The sequence below is a fragment of the Pseudomonas sp. 06C 126 genome (assembly GCF_001855215.1).
Lineage (GTDB): Bacteria > Pseudomonadota > Gammaproteobacteria > Pseudomonadales > Pseudomonadaceae > Aquipseudomonas > Aquipseudomonas proteolytica.
Window position 1 is genome coordinate 78,156 of sequence record NZ_MIFU01000055.1, and the last position, 16,750, is coordinate 94,905.

The 16,750-nt window shown below is 54.6% G+C and carries 18 protein-coding genes; 15 read left to right on the forward strand and 3 right to left on the reverse strand.

Going from position 1 to position 16,750, the window contains the following annotated elements:
- Positions 1–303 precede the first annotated feature (303 nt).
- From BHC62_RS06960 to BHC62_RS06985, 7 genes are all read left to right on the forward strand, one after another.
- Positions 304–1,491, forward strand: coding sequence for an MFS transporter (locus BHC62_RS06960; protein WP_070994578.1), 1,188 nt, complete (start codon positions 304–306; stop codon positions 1,489–1,491).
- Positions 1,492–1,993: 502 nt separating this feature from the next.
- The gene (locus tag BHC62_RS06965; RefSeq protein ID WP_070994579.1) at positions 1,994–2,209 is read left to right on the forward strand and encodes a hypothetical protein; all 216 of its coding nucleotides are present in this window, start codon (positions 1,994–1,996) and stop codon (positions 2,207–2,209) included.
- Positions 2,210–2,435: 226 nt separating this feature from the next.
- Positions 2,436–3,692 (forward strand): N-6 DNA methylase, encoded by a 1,257-nt coding sequence (locus BHC62_RS27275; RefSeq protein ID WP_071610005.1) that lies wholly within the window; start codon positions 2,436–2,438, stop codon positions 3,690–3,692.
- A complete protein-coding gene (locus tag BHC62_RS06975) occupies positions 3,693–5,375 on the forward strand; it encodes a zinc ribbon domain-containing protein (RefSeq protein ID WP_070994581.1) in 1,683 nt (560 codons plus the stop codon).
- Complete coding sequence (locus tag BHC62_RS27700; RefSeq protein WP_143007498.1) at positions 5,375–6,223, forward strand: hypothetical protein; 849 nt, start codon at positions 5,375–5,377, stop codon at positions 6,221–6,223. The genes BHC62_RS06975 and BHC62_RS27700 overlap by 1 nt, the downstream gene beginning before the upstream one ends.
- A 1,143-nt stretch (positions 6,224–7,366) precedes the next feature.
- A complete protein-coding gene (locus BHC62_RS06980) occupies positions 7,367–7,705 on the forward strand; it encodes a hypothetical protein (RefSeq protein WP_070994582.1) in 339 nt (112 codons plus the stop codon).
- A 25-nt stretch (positions 7,706–7,730) separates the two neighbouring features.
- A complete protein-coding gene (locus BHC62_RS06985) occupies positions 7,731–8,411 on the forward strand; it encodes an SOS response-associated peptidase family protein (RefSeq protein ID WP_070994583.1) in 681 nt (226 codons plus the stop codon).
- Positions 8,412–8,496: 85 nt separating this feature from the next.
- Here the strand turns inward: BHC62_RS06985 and BHC62_RS06990 are convergent, their stop codons facing one another.
- The 3 genes from BHC62_RS06990 to BHC62_RS07000 all read right to left on the reverse strand — a co-directional run bounded on the left by BHC62_RS06990 (position 8,497) and on the right by BHC62_RS07000 (position 12,346).
- Complete coding sequence (locus BHC62_RS06990; protein WP_070994584.1) at positions 8,497–9,477, reverse strand: hypothetical protein; 981 nt, start codon at positions 9,475–9,477, stop codon at positions 8,497–8,499.
- Between the two features lie 62 nt (positions 9,478–9,539).
- Positions 9,540–10,589, reverse strand: a complete 1,050-nt coding sequence (locus BHC62_RS06995) for a phage portal protein (RefSeq protein WP_070994585.1) — start codon at positions 10,587–10,589, stop codon at positions 9,540–9,542.
- Positions 10,589–12,346: a terminase ATPase subunit family protein gene (locus BHC62_RS07000; RefSeq protein ID WP_070994630.1), complete on the reverse strand. Its 1,758-nt coding sequence runs from the start codon at positions 12,344–12,346 to the stop codon at positions 10,589–10,591. Before BHC62_RS07000 ends, BHC62_RS06995 begins: the two co-directional genes overlap by 1 nt.
- Before the next feature lie 155 nt (positions 12,347–12,501).
- Here BHC62_RS07000 and BHC62_RS07005 point away from each other — a divergent pair, with 155 nt between their 5' ends.
- The 8 genes from BHC62_RS07005 (at position 12,502) to BHC62_RS07040 (ending at position 16,750) form a co-directional block, all read left to right on the forward strand.
- On the forward strand, positions 12,502–13,332 hold the full coding sequence (locus BHC62_RS07005) for a GPO family capsid scaffolding protein (protein ID WP_070994586.1): 831 nt from the start codon (positions 12,502–12,504) through the stop codon (positions 13,330–13,332).
- A 40-nt stretch (positions 13,333–13,372) separates the two neighbouring features.
- Positions 13,373–14,395: a phage major capsid protein, P2 family gene (locus BHC62_RS07010; protein ID WP_070994587.1), complete on the forward strand. Its 1,023-nt coding sequence runs from the start codon at positions 13,373–13,375 to the stop codon at positions 14,393–14,395.
- A 4-nt stretch (positions 14,396–14,399) separates the two neighbouring features.
- Positions 14,400–15,101 (forward strand): terminase endonuclease subunit, encoded by a 702-nt coding sequence (locus BHC62_RS07015; RefSeq protein WP_070994588.1) that lies wholly within the window; start codon positions 14,400–14,402, stop codon positions 15,099–15,101.
- A 98-nt stretch (positions 15,102–15,199) separates the two neighbouring features.
- Complete coding sequence (locus BHC62_RS07020) at positions 15,200–15,496, forward strand: hypothetical protein (protein WP_070994589.1); 297 nt, start codon at positions 15,200–15,202, stop codon at positions 15,494–15,496.
- A complete protein-coding gene (locus tag BHC62_RS07025) occupies positions 15,493–15,954 on the forward strand; it encodes a head completion/stabilization protein (RefSeq protein WP_070994590.1) in 462 nt (153 codons plus the stop codon). The genes BHC62_RS07020 and BHC62_RS07025 overlap by 4 nt, the downstream gene beginning before the upstream one ends.
- Positions 15,954–16,160, forward strand: coding sequence for a hypothetical protein (locus BHC62_RS07030; protein ID WP_070994591.1), 207 nt, complete (start codon positions 15,954–15,956; stop codon positions 16,158–16,160). Before BHC62_RS07025 ends, BHC62_RS07030 begins: the two co-directional genes overlap by 1 nt.
- On the forward strand, positions 16,157–16,369 hold the full coding sequence (locus BHC62_RS07035) for a tail protein X (RefSeq protein WP_070994592.1): 213 nt from the start codon (positions 16,157–16,159) through the stop codon (positions 16,367–16,369). The genes BHC62_RS07030 and BHC62_RS07035 overlap by 4 nt, the downstream gene beginning before the upstream one ends.
- Positions 16,370–16,396: 27 nt before the next feature.
- Complete coding sequence (locus BHC62_RS07040) at positions 16,397–16,750, forward strand: putative holin (RefSeq protein WP_070994593.1); 354 nt, start codon at positions 16,397–16,399, stop codon at positions 16,748–16,750.

Consider the following 16,750-nt stretch of genomic DNA (forward strand, 5'->3'; position numbering starts at 1 on the left):
TTCAGCTACCTCGGCGACAGCCAATCGCTGGGACGTATGCGGATGTACGCACCAGAGAAAGACTAGACCAAGACGGCGCGCAGAATATCACGGCAAAAGGCGTTTATGCGCCGTTTGGCCAATTGACAGCTCTAAATCGAGGGTTTTAACGCGCCAGTGTCAAGCGCGGGAGACGCGACGTGGAGTCACAGGGCCGCCATCCACATGGAACTCTGTGAAAAAAGCCTGTTCTAGACACTTTCGCCGCTGCTTGCGTAGGATCGGCGGCGTTCCTTCGTGCAATCCACTCAAACAGAGCGATCCATGTCTATCCACCAAACACCCGGGCACGTACTGCCCGCGCGCAGCGCCGCCAAAATGGAAGCTGCCATGGCCGTGGGCGCTTTCGCGATCGGCACCGGCGAATTCGCCATCATGGGCCTGATGCCCGACATCGCCGGCAATCTGGGTTTAAGCGAACCTCAGGTTGGCCACGCCATTAGCGCTTACGCCCTGGGCGTAATGGTCGGTGCTCCGCTACTGGCCATCCTCGGCGCCAAGCTGCTGCGCAAGCATATGTTGCTGTTGCTGATGGGGCTGTATGCCCTGGGCAACCTGGCCACCGCGTTCACCCCGACCTTTGGCTCGCTGGTGGCATTCCGCTTTATCAGCGGCCTGCCCCACGGCGCCTACTTCGGCATTGCCGCCGTAGTGGCATCGAGTATGGTGCCTAACGACAAACGCGCCGGTGCCGTCGCCCGCGTGATGATGGGCCTGACCCTGGCGATGCTGCTCGGCAACCCCATCGCCACCTTCCTCGGCCAGCATCTGGGCTGGCGTTCAGCGTTTGCCCTGGTCAGCGTGATCGCCCTCTTCACCATCGCCCTGGTCTGGCAATTCGTCCCCCACCGCCATGATGAACAACGTAGCGACCCGCGCAAGGAACTGCGCGCCTTCACCAAGCCGCAGGTGTGGATGGCGCTGTCCATTGGCGCTATTGGCTTTGCGGGAATGTTCTGCGTATTCAGCTACCTTGCCCCGACCATGCTGGAAGTGACCAAAGTGTCGCCGCAGTGGATCCCATTCGGCCTCGCCGCGTTTGGCGTGGGCGGCATTATCGGCAACATCGCGGGCGGCAAATTGTTTGATCGCATGCAGTTTCGCGCAGTCGGCTTGATTCTGGTGTGGTCGATGGCGGTGTTGCTGTTTTTCCCCTTCGCGGCGTCCTCGCTATGGGGCGTGCTGCTGAGCATGGGCCTGGTCGGCACCATGGTGGCCTTGGCCGCACCGTTGCAGATCCGCCTGATGGACATCGCCCATGAAGCACCGAGCTTGGCCGCGGCTTCCAACCATGCCGCGTTCAACCTGGCGAATGCCCTGGGACCGTGGTTTGGCGGAATGGCAATTACCGCAGGGTATGGCTGGACCAGCACCGGCTACATAGGCGCAGCGACAGCACTGGTCGGTTTAAGCCTCTACCTGATCGCCCGCCGCATGAAGGGCGGGCACTAACGCCCACGCCCTTGAACCCACCGGCGCGCCAATATGGGAACGCCGGTCCTCACCACGCTCTGCAGCTGATGACGTGCCTATCACGCAGGGTTTTCTCCCACACTTCCAGGGACTCTCGACCAGCGAAATCCGTACAACCGCATTAATACTCCAGACCTGCGTGCGCCATGAAAGCACTCGCCTCTCCCGACACCCAAGATCCATCCCTGATAAACTGCGCGCCACTCGCCTTGTTGACTCAGATTTCCAATGTCCTTACACACTGCTGCACTCTCACGCCGTTTCTCTGTCGCGCCGATGATGGATTGGAACGCCTAAAGCTACAGGCCTTACATCACGCGCTTCTCAGCTCCATTCCAAACCATAAGTACCACTTTCGTACCACCGCTTCATCTGTGCTCCTATGAACTGAAACTTCTGTCCTTTTTCTCGTTTCCCCGTCTGAAGCGGTCCCAACCTTCGTTACTGCTATGCTGGAGTCTTTCTAAACGAGCCGAAAACGATGGCGAGCGAATACTCACTGGCGGATGTGCTGGAAAGGATCTATCACAACCAACTGGCCCTAGAAGCGGCCATAATGGAGCTGACATTATGGGTGGAAACCCAGGACGCATCGCAGGCTGGAGAAAATGTTCGCGGATCGCTGGAATCCATCGGAGAAAATGCGGGGTTTATTAACCAAGGCCTGGCTCGTCTCAAGAAACTAGATATCGGCTAGCCGATCTGTGCCTCGACCGGTTGATAGCGCATGCTCGCCAAGGTCCACCTATGCGTAGGGGCTTGACGTAGGCAGTCCTTGACCAGAGGGGCTGGTCACGTTTCGTCGATGATACACGCCGATAAAGCCTGCCCCCGACCGCAGAGACCTTTCTTCCATAGACCTAGGGATAGCTGTAGAATCGCGCGTTAGCTTTTTGCAATGAAAATGAGACTTAAAATTGCCGATGATCACTACCAATTCTGGCTCAGACATTTTAGGTCGATATTATACTAGAAGCGACATTAGCTCTTTTTTGGTAGAGCAATTCGATATTATTTCTCCCGTTAGGCTGCTCGATCTAGGAGCAGGTTCTGGATCATTAAGTGGCGCCGCAAAAACACGCTGGCCTGATCTAAAAATACTAACTGTCGACATCGATCCAAAAGTAGACGTCCCTAGCGTTTCGACTAGGAAAAAATCAAATGATTCATCTCATGAACATTTCGTAATTGACGCCTTGTGTGAAAACCTATCGGCCGTGCTTGACTGCACTAATGCACCCATTGATGTAGCCGTCTGCAACCCCCCATTTATTACTCCGAAATGGCGCAATGAATTTCGCGCAATTTTAGAAGATGCTGGCTTTCTTGACTGCCTCCCTTTCCCTGCGGATGTTGATGCGGGCTTGCTTTTTTTAGCGCAAAATCTCAGATTGATGAGTGAGAACGCGACCTTGGGAATCATACTTCCCGATAGCTTAATTACAGCAAGCAAATACAGAAAGTTTAGAGCAACATTGCTAAATGCGTACGTGATCACGAAGGTGATACAGCTTCCACGCGGCTCTTTTCATCATACAGACGCCTTGGCAAGCATAGTAATTTTGCAAAAAACAAAAAAACACCAGGACACCATCCCTATTTACTGCCTAACTAGAGAAAAGACTCTTAGCGCCCCGATTCTCGTAGATCTTTTATCTGCGAGCGAGCGGCTAGACTACTCTTTTCACTTCCATCGCTTGCATACTTCCAATGCGACTCGTAGTAAAACATCGATGCTGTATGAACTCGCCGTTGAGATAAAGCGTGGCAGCATAACTAGCTCTCAAATTAAAACTGCCGGTTTCCCTGTTCTTCACATCACAAACATGATGGAGAAAGACATAGGTCAGTGGTTGGACTTCAGCTCTTTTGACGCAAAGCTCCCGGATGATGGTGCGACTATTATAAAAGCACAGCCAGGGGATATATTGATTTCAAGGGTTGGCAGAAATCTCGACAGTAAAATTGTAGGCGTGATGAGGGGCACATTTGCGGTTAGCGATTGTGTTTATGTAATCAGATGCGCTCCCAACATTCGCGAATCCGTTTTAGCTCAGATGGCTAGCAAAGAAGGTCGGGCTTGGCTATCGGCGCATGCATATGGTGTAGCAGCAAAACAACTAGCAAAAAAAGAACTAATAACTTTTCCAATCCTTCTCAACCAATACAAGGATGTTTAAATGGAGTTTGAAGAAAGAGCCGACCAGCTCTCAACCGAAGAAATTTCCACCTCATTAGCCGACGGGGAGATTTTAAAGAAAGCTAGACAGAAGCTGTTGGCCACTGGGGCGAAGCTATTAATAGGGCCAAGAGGGACCGGAAAAACGCATCTCATGCGTTATACTTATTCACAATCTCTTCTCAATAAATCTTCACCTTTGGTTCTTTACTCTAGCTTCAACAGATACCTTCATCTAGAACCTTTACTAAAAAAGACACCGGATGCGCTCAAAAGATTTCACTCATGGGTGCTCGCACGCATCCTGCTGAGCGCTTTTGACTACATAAATGACCTAAGTAGCACTAGCGACTTCCTTAAAGACCTCGACCCGCTCTATGACGAACAAAAGCTGCGCGATCTTATTTCCCTTCTGGAAAGAGGGTCAGGAGTTGAGCTTTATGAAAGCTTTGGTCAGCTTATAACGGTAGATCATGTTATTAGAGCTGTTCGATCACTTAGCGCTAGATTCAACAGAAGTCGTGCCGTTTTGTTATTGGATGACGCAGCGCTAAGCCTCTCCGATCAATATTTAGTAGCTTTTTTCGAAATCTTCAGAGTATTAAAAGTTGAGGGTATCGCACCAAAGGCTTCAGTCTACCCGGGTACGACTCAATATGGTCCTACTTTCCACGCTTCCCATGAGGTTGAAGAAGTTCCTCTCTGGTTGTCAGTAGAGGATCCGGCATATTCCACCATAATGGGCGATATCGCTAACAGAAGATTATCATCCGAGCAACAAAAAAGTATTTCCCCCGACATACTTGAGCTCTTTAAGTACACAGCATTCGGAATACCGCGCGTTTTTTTAAGATTACTTCGAGAGTTTTTTTCAGAGAGAGCAGGCACCTCACAATCTAAAGTCAATAAAATCATTGACCAACAGGTCGAACTCATAGGAGCCGAGTATGATTCTATTGCATTAAAACTAAAACAGTTCTCCTCAGTCATTCAAATTGGCCGGTCGTTTTTTTCCAACGCCGTGGTGGAAATATCTGACCTTCAAAACAAAGATCTCTCTCGACGCAACATTGTTTTAGGCCTACTTCAGAGTGACGATCGAACACCTCTAGCTGATCGAATGATCAAATTCTTGATTGAAGTTGGAATGCTTTTTCCGTTGCAGTCTGTATCGCATGGCCAAAATAGAAAATATGATAGATATATCCCTCATCTAGCCTTTCTCTATCAAGCTGGCGCATTTAAGGAGGGGAAACGCAATACATTTCGCGGGCTTCCTGAATTGATGCTGGCTAGCGCAGCAAAACACCCTCTAAGACGCGAGTTTAAATCGCTGCTTTCTCATATTGAACTGAGGGACCTCAAGCTTGATTTACCACCATGCCAAAAATGCGGCACGCAACGCTTTAACGACTCGCAACAGTTTTGCCATAACTGCGGAGAGCCTCTAGTTGGATCTTCGCTATTTGAAGAGTGCATGAAGCTCCCACTAAGCGAAGTCCCTGGCATCAGTAAAAGGCTTATCGGCAGAATCAACAAGGACACTAATATCCGCAGTGTTTCTGACGTGGTCATTTCGCAGAATGCTTCCAGCGAGCTCCAGAAAGCTAATTATGTTGGACCTAGACGCGCAGAAGAGATAATCAAAAAAGTTGAGCTAACTGTCGAGGAGTTTCTTTCATAATGGCTACTCCCTTCAAAACACAACTCATAACCTGCCTAGTACCTGCACCACCGCGGCTGAGCACTCACTTACTATTTGACAATAACCACTTAGAACCTACGACTTCGCCAATCGACCAGTTTCTCGAGCGCTTACACTCAATTAACAGACTGTCTCCAGACCCTGCCAGCTTTGATCCTTTGCAAGGGCAGCTCGTCCTACTAGGTGTAATCGCAGCCGTAGAAAGCTATCTCAGAACATTACTCAGAAAAATTATCTCCATTGACGAACTTTCACGGGATGCTTCCTACAAAAGAGATATTTCATTTGGAGCCGCAGTTCACCTACATAGAGATATGATGCCGGAAGCAATTCTAGAGCGCGTCTCATTCATTAGCAAAGAAAGCATTACAAGTACGATAAAAGAGTGTCTTGGAATAAAAGGACATTCCCCTTCGTACCTTGAATCTTCAATTGATGACTATGTAAAAATTTGCCATTTACGGCATTGCGCCGTGCATAGATTCGGTCGACTTGGCGCTTCAAACGCTTTGGCTCTAGGAATTCAAGATCATAGAGAACTTTTGGAAAAGCCGCTTCTACTAGACTACCTATCTCTTCAGACCGCCATATCAATATCAACAAATTTAGTAAAGACTATAAATAACTTTTTATTCAATGAAATTATATCCCGCCTACCCGATCATAGTTGGCAGGGAACATACACAAAGGACAAAAAACAATTCTTACTTTACTATCGTATTTTTGCCGACAGTATAAGTTCAGCTGGTTCAACAGCTGACGCCAAATCTCTGTACGCTGAATTCCAATTGCAGCGAAGAAATTATCTAGCGGGGCAGGTCCGGTAAACCCACGACACCCACACGCGCTGACAGCGCCGTGTCCAGGGGGGGCGCTGTTGGGATAATGGCAGCTTGTGACCCCAATAGAGGCCGCTCGAACAACCGCTGTAAGCCCCCTCCCTTTCCGCCTGAAACCTCGTTAGAAGCCCCCAAGCTGATAACGAGGGTTAGATCCCTCCTCACGCGCCAGTCTTCAAGACCTCAAGCCGTGCATATATTTGACTGCAATCAGTTGGGTCTGTCTCCGTGTTTGTACGCATAAATAACAGATGGACCTTTGCCAGCGCTCCCTATAGGTACTTTCGGCTTTTCATGTTGACCCACGGGAAAGAGGTAAGGAAGGTTAGTTTTTTGCAAATCGCTCTGAAAGCCTTGCCGTACGCAGCTTTGCGGTCCATGACATGAGTTAGCTTTAGGGTTATGAGAGGTAATTTCCTAACCTTTATACCTGTTAAAAAACCCAAAAATAAAATTGTTATAAATCAGTAGCTTATGAATTACTAACCTCCAACCTAACCATAACTAACCTCCCAAAGTTAGCACTCAACCCCAGTAAATACGGGGTCTACGCAACACCTCCCTCCCCTTTTTTTAAAACTAACCCTTTTCCCGAGCCACCTCTCAGAATTGCTCTCAGACTGTGCTTCAGTCGCCATCTCCAAACAGGCTACCTTCGCAGGGATTCGCAGGCGTTTTTCCTCTCAGCAACGCCAGATTAAGCCCCGCCAGGCACAGGCTGCAGCGACTGCAGGAGTGCAGAAAAAACGACGCATTTAGCCCGCAGGCGAGGTGGGGGGACGACGGCGCGCGCCGGGTGGTGAAGCACGTCACTACCCCGTTATGGCACGTCTGTAGCCCGACATGTGGCACGCCAACTCCCCGAACGGTCAGCAGATCCCTGGGTGCCAACCACGCAGCCCCCCGAAACCCCGTGTTTATTGGCCCGCGCAGCCGCTTTGGCTTGCCGTGACACCCTGCAAATGCTATGTTGGACTGGGTTTTTTCATACTGTTGAAGGGCAATCTTTCATCTATCCCAGCTGACTTTTTCTGAACCAAAGCCCCCCTCCCTCCTACAGTTCGTCGCCTCAAATCGCGTCATGGAGAAATCTAGATTACTGTATGTCTATACAGCACTGGATTCGCCCCCATGAATAACGATGAAGACACCCTCGGCTGGCTTGGCCTCCCTCCCCCATTGCAAATGTACCGGCAGCACTGCCGACTCCTGGAGAACGAGATTCAGGACCTGAACGTGCAACTGCGCAAAGCGCGGGAGGATGTCTTCGGAATCAGTCAGATGCTGCTGGCTACACAGGCAAAGAACGCCGAGTTCGCTGGATACCTCCGTCAGAGAGGCGGCGAAGCGGCTGAGATGCGCAAACAGATCGACACCCTGAGGACGTCACTGAGCGTAAGTAAGCGTGAAGCCGAAGGCCTGAAGCGAATCGTCAACGAGATGCGACCTCGGCCGACCACGATTGTCTAAGATCAAACGGAAGGAGGGCTTGGCTGTGTGCGGAAGGCTGTCGCAGTACAGGGGAATCCACGACTTCGTTGCGGCGCTGAGCATGCCTAACGCCCTGGCAAACTCGGTGGGTGACCAACCTATCGAGCGGTACAACGTTGCTCCGACGACCCAGGTGGCATTGTTGCACCTGCAAGGTGAACTGCTGCACGCTGATCCTGTTCGCTGGGGGTGGCGACCGCATTGGGCGAAAGACCGCGCCGCACCGATCAACGCACGCGTTGAGAAGGTCGCCCACGGTCCATTCTTCCAGGCGATCTGGCCGCACCGTGCGATCACGCCTATCGACAATTGGTTTGAGTGGGTGGATGAAGGTGGACCAAAGAAACAGCCCTACCTGATCCGCAGGCGGGACGGCGCGCCGATCTTGTGCGCGGCTATCGGCCAATTACCAGACGCCGATGAAGGCCCAGGCGAGCATGACGGCTTTGTGATCATCACCGCCGACAGTGCCGGCGGCATGGTGGATATTCACGACCGAAGGCCCGTGGTCCTGACGCCGGAACTTGCCCGCGAATGGCTGGACCCGGCGACACCAAGAGAGCGTGCCGAGCAGATGGTATTGCACCAAGGCGAGCCGGCCGAAGCCTTTGAATGGTTTAAAGTCGATATTGCCGTTGGCAATGTGAGGAACAAGGATTCCAGTTTGATTGAACCCGCACCCTAGAACTATTTACCTCATATGCCAACTCTCAAATCATCATAAAAATTCTGCCAATACAAAAATCGAAATCGTATCTAGGGTTCCGTCCTCATTTTACTGCGTTGATGAAGTAACACCTCCAAATCCCACCTTTATAAAAAGGAGAACGCCAGTCAGTTTTGGCAAGCCTTGCAATCGGTACAACCTCATCCGACGCTGGATCATAATATTTCGAATAATAACCGGCCAACTCCATCAAGGACTTAACATCTTTAATTTTCGGCGGCGGCACCTTTGCAAAAATATCAACTGACGATGCGAAAGGCACTACAGACAAGAAACCATACTTACCACTACTGTATTTTTCTTTATAAACTCTAGCAAGACCGTCTAACGCAGCCAAAAGATCTTCCAACCCATCATCCAAAGCACCTATCAATCCCTCTCCCGTTGTATACAGCTGTGCAATCATTGCACCACCGACAATTTTCGTTTTGAAGGACAGCGATGAAATATCAAACTGATCGACGCCTCCATCACTTAATCTTTGAGAATACTCCTTGGAAAGCCGATGATGCGACTGCTGCAACTCAAGAGTATTTAGATAAGTTTTTTCGGCAAACTGCACCCTCAACAACAGGTCTGCCTCATTCAATCTAATCAGGGGAATGGCGACATCCTGATCAATCCTTTCCAACACTCCGAGAGAGCCAATAGTTACAGGCATACTCAGCGATCTCAGAGCGTCATCTTGATACGGAAGCACCATTGCTCTCTTTATTCCGGCCAAATCATTGAGCTGGGACTGTAAAGCTAAACTGGCATGGCGCAACAAATATACTTCCCGCTGAATTTCCTCTTGCGCTTTGGTTCGAACTTGCAGCCTATATGTATAATAAGAACCTGCCATCGCGCCGAAAAAAGTTGATAACAATGGCAAAACAACAGTAGTTAACAAATCTAGTTCTTGTCCACCACTACCGCCCAAGACCAAATCAATATCATGGTCAAATGCGCGAAAAACGAGTACCAAAATCAGTACCGATAACAAGCCACCAACTGCGCTACCTAAGAAAATTGAGACCTTCAATTTTTTACTCCCTCGCCTGCCTAGATAGGCAAGGGCACCCTAGCAAAGCAATTGCGTTTCTACTAACTATCCTTCGGGATTTCATAAGGTTTAAAGCGCACAACCTCCTCCCCTAACCAGTCATTCACCTGCGCCATACGCGCCTGAATCGGCTCCAGTTCATTGGCTGCATAAATCTGCGCCGCCTCCCTGATCGACCCAAACCCACCCGCGTTCTGCGGCACGATGCCCATCAACTGCGGCGGAATCCGCAAGCTGGCCAGCACATCATCGCGAGTCTGGTTTTTGATCGAGTTGAATTCGTCCTTGGCCGTCACTTCGCTGACCGGGATGATCTGCAACCCGTCCTTCTTGCCGTTCGGCGAATACACGAACAGATTGCGGAAGTTGCCAGGCCCCTTGGAGTCCTTCAGTGCCTTGCGCAGGGAGTCGACATCCGCTTCGTTCTGCGCGGCATCAGTCATGTAGAGGATGAAGCCAGCATGACTGCCGTTCTCGTAATACTTGCGGCGAAACAGCGTGGCCGACTCATTCAGCAACGCCGACTGCAACGCGCTGATCCACTCAGGCAGCCCGTACACCTCCTGATGCAGATCCGCCTCCCGCAGATGAAAGACCGTTCCCGGTTCGAATTCATGCTCCTCCTTCCAGCCCTGGACCATGAACTGCCGCCCGTCCTTGCCCGAGCGCATGTACTTCGCCAATGGCGGTACCAACTCACGCACAGGGCCAAGCATTGAGCGTCGCCCTTCCAGATAGCCATTGCCCAAGCAAAGGAAGTCCAGGGCGAACTGCTCAAACGCCGCGCGCGACAGCAGCCGGTGCGGGATAAAGGTCTTGCTCAACAAATTGCGCTTAAACATCAGCCCCGAATGCAGATGCACGCTAGACCCCACCGACCGCGCTAAACCATCCAGCGACAGCGGCGGCTCATACCACCGCCCGTTAAACCAGCACTCCAGATAATCAAACACCTCCCGGCCGCTCAGCACCGGTGACGGATCGCCAAAGCTGAACGCCTCCATCTTGCTGTCACTGCGCGGAATGAACTCCTGCGTTGCAACCGTGGCGGCCTGGGCCAACTGCTTGGTATTTCTGCGGCGGTTCGACATCAAAAAATCTCCATCCGCCCGGTGTTGGCAGTGGTCTGCCCCTCCAGCGGTTCGTTGTGCAATGCATGAAAGAGAGCCCACGCCAGGTCAGCGTGGCCGGTGTTGTCGTTGCGGCCGGCGGTGTAAGTGAATTGGCGACCGCCTGCGGTGATGGTCTTGCGGATCGCCATCAGCGATTGCGCCATGTCGGTCCAGCCGGCGTCGAACTCCAGCCGGCCACGGTGGATTACGTCGTAAGCCTTCAGCACCAGGCGGGTCTTGACCTCGGGCGAGTAGCTGAAGGTGGTCACGTTGGGGAAGAATTGGCGCACCAGCTGCGCCACGCCGCTACCCAGGCCGGTGACGTCGATACCGATGTACGTCACCCAGTAGCGATCGCATACGGCTTTGATCACGCTTGCCTGGGCCGCGAAGTCCATGCCTCGGAACTGGTGACGCTCCAGCACCCGGAACTTGCCCCCTGGCACCATCGGCGGCGCGACCACCACCAAGCCCGAGCAGTCGCCGGTTTCCGCTGGGTCATAACCCACCCACACCTGGCGATCACCGAACGGCCGCATGGCAAACGGCTTGTAGTCCTCGGCCCACTCAACCCAGCTATCAACCATGCACGGCTGCAACACCGTGAGCGGGAAGATGCTCGCGCCGTCGTCAACAAACTCACACATCAGCAAGTTGGCGAACGCCTCGGGGCTGTACTCCCGGCGTAGCTCCTCGATGTCGAACAGGTCGCAGCCGCCCTCCTCCGCGTCCAGGATGGTGACGATCTGGCGCCACAACCGGTCCTCGCAGAAACGGCCCTGCTGAAGCGCACCGTGGGAAACATCGACCTTGGTGTGTTGCGCCGCCGGCTTGCCCTTGTTGAAGCGCTCGCCCGTCCAGAAGGTGTAGGCCTCGTGGGCCATGGTCGAGGGCGTCGAGAAGTAGGTTTTGCGCCACTTCTTGTGCATCGCCATACCCGACGCAACCTTGTTCAGCTCCTCAAATTTGAACGTCCAAAAGAATTCGTCGAAGTAAAAATTGCCGTGGTAGCCCTGGGCAGTGCGCGCATTGGTGCCGAGGAAAAACAGTTCGGCGCCGTTCGGCAGCACGATGGGATCACCGGTCAGCTCGACGCCGATAACCTCGCGAGCAAACGCCTGGATGTAGCCTCGGAACAGATAGGCCTGGTTCTTCGAAGCCGACAGGAAGATCTGATTGCGCCCAGTCTCCAGCGCATCAATAAACGCCTCGCGGGCAAAGTAGTAGGTAGCGCCGATCTGCCGGCTCTTGAGGATGACGCGGGTGCGCTGATTGCCAGCCCGGTGCCAGTCTTTCTGATAGTCGAAGCAGCCGTCGATAAACGCTTCGCGCAGTAGCTCGATCTGCTCTTCGCTGATGTCGTTTTTCGGGGTCTTTTTCTTCGGACCTTCGTTGCGCTTGGCAAGGTTGGGGTTGAGTTCGGTTTCGGTACCGCCGCCCTGAAAACGCTGAATGCGTGCCTGCCGCTCCAACTGGCGGTGCAGCAGGTCAATCTCTTTGAAGTCGCCGCCGCTCTTGCCTTCCTTGAGGATCAACTGCACCAGCCGCGCTTCCAACGCCCCGCCGATGCGCTCGACGTTATCCGCCCGGTCCCACTCGTCGCGAGCCTTCCAGCTGTGTAGCGTTTTTTCCTTTTCGCCCGTAGCCTCGGCAATCTCGCAGATACGCCAACCCATCCAATATAGAAACTTGGATTGGCGTCGGGGATCGATCGGGAGCAGTTCAGTCATAGTCATGGCCGCGATGCTGCCGCCCACGCCGGCGAGTCAGTAGCGCCGCCCCTTGTAGCACCGCCCTTTACAATCCCGCCCCGTTGCCGCAACTCGCGCGCGTCACGACCATGCCCCTCATTGCAACGCATTAAGCGCCCTATGCATTGAGGATTCCCAACATGAAGAAATTTCGCAGCAACTGGTTCCGCGTCGCCGTCGAGGGCGCTACTTCCGACAAGCGCACCATCAAACGCAGCTGGCTGGAACAGTCCGCGAAGAACTTCAACCCGTCCACCTACGGCGCCCGCATCTGGCTGGAGCACTTCCGCAGCGTGATGCCGGACAGTCCGTTCAAAGCCTACGGTGATGTGCTCGCGGTCAAGACCGAAGAAGTAGAAATCCACGGCCAGAAAAAGCTGGCCTTGTTCGTCCAGGTCGAACCGACACCTGAGCTGATCGCCATGAACAAGGCCAAACAGAAGATCTACACCTCGATCGAGATCGACGACAGCTTCGCCGACACCGGCGAAGCCTACATCGTCGGCCTGGCAGTGACCGATTCACCGGCCAGTCTCGGCACAGACGTGCTGGCGTTCTCCGCGCAAAAGCCTGAATCCAGCCCGTTCAAGGATCGCCATTACTCCACCACTTCGATGTTCACCGAGGCCGTGGAAACCGAGCTGCAATTTGAAGAAATCGAAGACAAGCCCGGCCTCGGCGCTCAGCTCTTCAGCAAAGTGCAGGCGCTCCTGGGTGGCAAGCAGGCAAAGGACGATGCCGAGTTCGCCCAGATCGGCCAGGCCGTCGAAGCGATCGCCGACCACGTCAAGGATCTGCCCGATCAGCTGGCTGCCGAGAAGAAATTCTCCGGCGAACTGAACACCAAGGTTGAGCAGCTCAGCAAAGACCTGGTCGAGCTGAAAACCACCCTCGGCAAAACCCAAGACCACTCCCAAACCCAGCGCCCACCGGTAACCGGCGGCGGCAACCAAGCCCTGGCTGAGTTCTGACCTGCGGCCTACACCGCCCAGCCCACTATCGGAGACACCCATGCGTAACGACACTCGAAAACTCTTTGCCGGCTACCTCAGCCAGGTCGCGCAGCTCAACGGCGTCGAATCGGCCACCGCTACGTTCAGCGTCGACCCAACCATCCAGCAGCGCCTGGAAACCAAGATTCAGGAATCGAGCGAGTTCCTGACCAAAGTCAACGTCATCGGCGTCGATGAACAGGAAGGCGAAAAGGTCGGCCTGGGCGTGGGCGGCACCGTTGCCAGCCGCACCAACACCAACGTCAAGAAGCGGGAGCCACGTAGCATCGGCACCCTATCGAGCGACAAGTACAAGGCCGAGCAGACCGACTTTGACACCTTCGTTAGCTACAAGCAGCTCGACGCCTGGGCCAAGTTCCCGGACTTCCAGACCCGCCTGTCCAGCGCCATTGCTCAACGCCAGGCACTCGACCGCATCCAGATCGGTTTCTACGGCGTCTCGGCCGCAGAGCAAACCGACCGCACCACGCACCCGCTGTTGGAAGACGTCAACATCGGCTGGCTCCAGCAGTACCGCACCCACGCCCCCGACCGCGTGCTGAGGGAAGGTGCTGTCGCCGGCAAAATCACCATCGGCAAAACCGGTGATTTCAAAAACATCGACGCCCTGGTCTACGACGCTATCCAGCTGCTCGACCCTTGGTATCGCCGCAACCCTGGCCTGGTGGTGCTGACCGGCCGCGAACTGGTCCACGACAAGTTCCTGGCCCTGGTCAACAAGGACCAGGACGCGACCAACACCCTGGCGAGCGACCTGATCATCTCGCAACGCCGCGTCGGCGGTCTGCCGCTGTACGAGGTGCCGTACATCCCCGAAGGCACGATCCTCATCACCACATTCGCCAACCTGTCGGTGTACTGGCAGATCGGCGGGCGCCGCCGCTACCTCAAGGAAGAGCCGGAGTGGAACCGCGTCAGCAACTTCGAATCGTCGAACGAGGCGTACGTGGTCGAGGAATATGGCCTGGGTTGCCTGCTGGAAAACATCACCCCAGTCGAAGACGCCGGCGGCGAGGGTTAATCCCATGGCACTCAGCATTGCCCAAGCCCACCAACGCCGCGCTCGCGCGGCCATGGAAGCAGCGAAAACAGCACCGCAGCAATCCATGGCCGGTGCCACCGCTTACGAGCACCAGTTGAATCAGCTGCTACAGGATCGGCTACGCCTGAAGGCGATCCAGTCCACTGCCGCCAAGGAAGCGCTTAAGCCGCAGCTGTTGCCTCAGTACGTCCCTTATGTCGAGGGCGTACTTGCGGGCGGCAACGGCGCTCAGGATGACGTTCTGACCACCATCATGGTTTGGCGGATCGACGCCGGTGAATACGCCGGTGCGTTGGACATCGCCGACTACGTGCTCAAGCACAAGCTGATCATGCCCGACCGTTTCGAGCGCACTACCGGTTGCCTGGTAGCGGAAGAAATCGCCACCGCAGCACTGAAAGCGCAAAAAACCAACGGCACGTTCGACCTGAGCATCTTGCATCGCACCATTGAGCTGACCGACGAAGAGGATATGCCTGACCAGGCCCGCGCCAAGCTCTACCTGGCAACAGGCCGTGCCACGGTGCATGGCATCACGGCAGAGGAACCCGGCCAGCCGGGGCAGATTCAGGCCGGTATAGACCTGCTCAAGCGCGCCATCGAGCTGCACGATAGCTGCGGCGGCAAGAAGGATTTGGACGGCGCCGAGCGCCTCCTGAAAAAACACGCTGCACCAAGCAGCTAACCGAGCGTCCCCACGCACCCCGCCGGCTCGGGGCGGATCGGCCAGGCCGCTCCTCCTGAACGTGAAGCCCCGACCACCGGCGACCTATCGGAGCAGTCATGAACACTGCCTTTGCCAACCTCTATCAGAGTGAATTCACTCCTACGGAATCCGAACGGCGCCTGTCAGCTGCGGCTGAACAGTACGTTGCCGAGACAGAGGCTTACGACCGCACCGTTTGCACTGGCCCCATCAAGCACGGCGCCATCATGCCGGCCAACGGGCGCGAACTCAGCCTTGTGAATCGCAACTCGAGGCGGGCAATGGACCTTCTCTGTACACAACACCCCGAATTCACCAGGCAGCAGATCCTGCGCGAAATTTCCCGCGCAGACCTCCGAGGCCCTTCCCTGTGAGTGCATTTGTAGCCAGCGGCCCCGTCGCAGGCGGTCATATCAACACCGACCCCTTCTGGCCGTCGATTGACCTGGACCAATTGCGCGCCACCCTGCGTATCGACTCCAGCGTCACCCCTGCCCGCCTGGAAACCGCCATTATTTCTGCCGCCATCAACCTGAACCGCGAGCTTGCCGAATGGCGGGAAGCCCAGCAAGCAGCCGGCCACGCCACTCTGGACGACGTACCAGGTGATCGTATCAATGAAGTGTCGGTAAAGGCCCACCTCTACCGGCGCGCCATCGAAGCCGCTACCGGTGCTGAAGTCTGCGAGCGTTACCGCGATTACAGTGCCACCAACACTGGCAGCCAGAAGGCCGAAGAAATCACCCCCACCATCGACGACTACCGCCGCGATCTGCGCTGGGCCGTGCGCGACTTCCTCGGACGAACCCGCACCACTGTGGAGTTGATCTGATGAGCGATATGAAAATCATAGACTGGAATGAAATCAGTCGCCTTGGCCTGCACGAACGCATCAACCGGGAAATCATGCACCCGCTTGGTCTAGCGATTTTCAGGGTAGTCGAAACAGGTGCATCCCCTGGCGCGTACGTGTCGCCCGACGGTGTTTTTGAGTACGCCAGCCCGATAACGCCAGAAGAGCCCGAGGGCGAGCAATGACCGTTGCCGTCCGTGCCAATCAAAACGACACGGTCGACGTCCTGTGCTGGCGTTTCTACGGCCGCACCGCAGGCGTCACCGAGGCCGTCCTTGAAGCCAACCCGGGCCTGGCTGATCACGGCCCAATTCTGCCGCAAGGCCTTGTCGTCAACATGCCCGAAGCTCAAGCCAGTGCCCAGCAGCGGCAAATGGTGCAGCTATGGGACTGATCCCCTGTAACCAAGGAAACCCACACCATGGCTGATCCGACTTCCAGCGCCGTGACCGGCCTGCTCATGGGCCTGGGCCTGGCAACCATCACGCCCATAATCGACGGGGAAGCGTTGTTCGGCGCGATCCTCGGCGCTTGGCTGGTGACCAGTACCAAGCACGACCTCAAGGTCTGGCAGCGCCTTGGCTCTCTGTTCCTGTCGGCCGGTGTGGGCTACCTCTTTGCCCCCATGGCGCTGCAAGCCCTGCCATTTATCACCAGCGGCGGCGCCGCGTTCGGCTGCGCCCTGGTGATCATCCCCATCAGCATCAAGCTCATGGTCTGGGTTGAGAAAGCTGACTTTTGGGAAATCGTCCGCCGCATCAGAGGGGGCAGCTGA

Coding starts and splice junctions, on each gene's coding strand:
- BHC62_RS07000 (WP_070994630.1), bottom strand. CDS start 12,346: ATGACTATGACTGAACTGCTCCCGATCGATCCCCGACGCCAATCCAAG.
- BHC62_RS27275 (WP_071610005.1), top strand. CDS start 2,436: ATGATCACTACCAATTCTGGCTCAGACATTTTAGGTCGATATTATACT.
- BHC62_RS06965 (WP_070994579.1), top strand. CDS start 1,994: ATGGCGAGCGAATACTCACTGGCGGATGTGCTGGAAAGGATCTATCAC.
- BHC62_RS07005 (WP_070994586.1), top strand. CDS start 12,502: ATGAAGAAATTTCGCAGCAACTGGTTCCGCGTCGCCGTCGAGGGCGCT.
- BHC62_RS27700 (WP_143007498.1), top strand. CDS start 5,375: ATGGCTACTCCCTTCAAAACACAACTCATAACCTGCCTAGTACCTGCA.
- BHC62_RS07030 (WP_070994591.1), top strand. CDS start 15,954: ATGAGCGATATGAAAATCATAGACTGGAATGAAATCAGTCGCCTTGGC.
- BHC62_RS07020 (WP_070994589.1), top strand. CDS start 15,200: ATGAACACTGCCTTTGCCAACCTCTATCAGAGTGAATTCACTCCTACG.
- BHC62_RS07035 (WP_070994592.1), top strand. CDS start 16,157: ATGACCGTTGCCGTCCGTGCCAATCAAAACGACACGGTCGACGTCCTG.
- BHC62_RS06995 (WP_070994585.1), bottom strand. CDS start 10,589: ATGTCGAACCGCCGCAGAAATACCAAGCAGTTGGCCCAGGCCGCCACG.
- BHC62_RS07040 (WP_070994593.1), top strand. CDS start 16,397: ATGGCTGATCCGACTTCCAGCGCCGTGACCGGCCTGCTCATGGGCCTG.
- BHC62_RS07015 (WP_070994588.1), top strand. CDS start 14,400: ATGGCACTCAGCATTGCCCAAGCCCACCAACGCCGCGCTCGCGCGGCC.
- BHC62_RS07010 (WP_070994587.1), top strand. CDS start 13,373: ATGCGTAACGACACTCGAAAACTCTTTGCCGGCTACCTCAGCCAGGTC.
- BHC62_RS06980 (WP_070994582.1), top strand. CDS start 7,367: ATGAATAACGATGAAGACACCCTCGGCTGGCTTGGCCTCCCTCCCCCA.
- BHC62_RS06960 (WP_070994578.1), top strand. CDS start 304: ATGTCTATCCACCAAACACCCGGGCACGTACTGCCCGCGCGCAGCGCC.
- BHC62_RS06975 (WP_070994581.1), top strand. CDS start 3,693: ATGGAGTTTGAAGAAAGAGCCGACCAGCTCTCAACCGAAGAAATTTCC.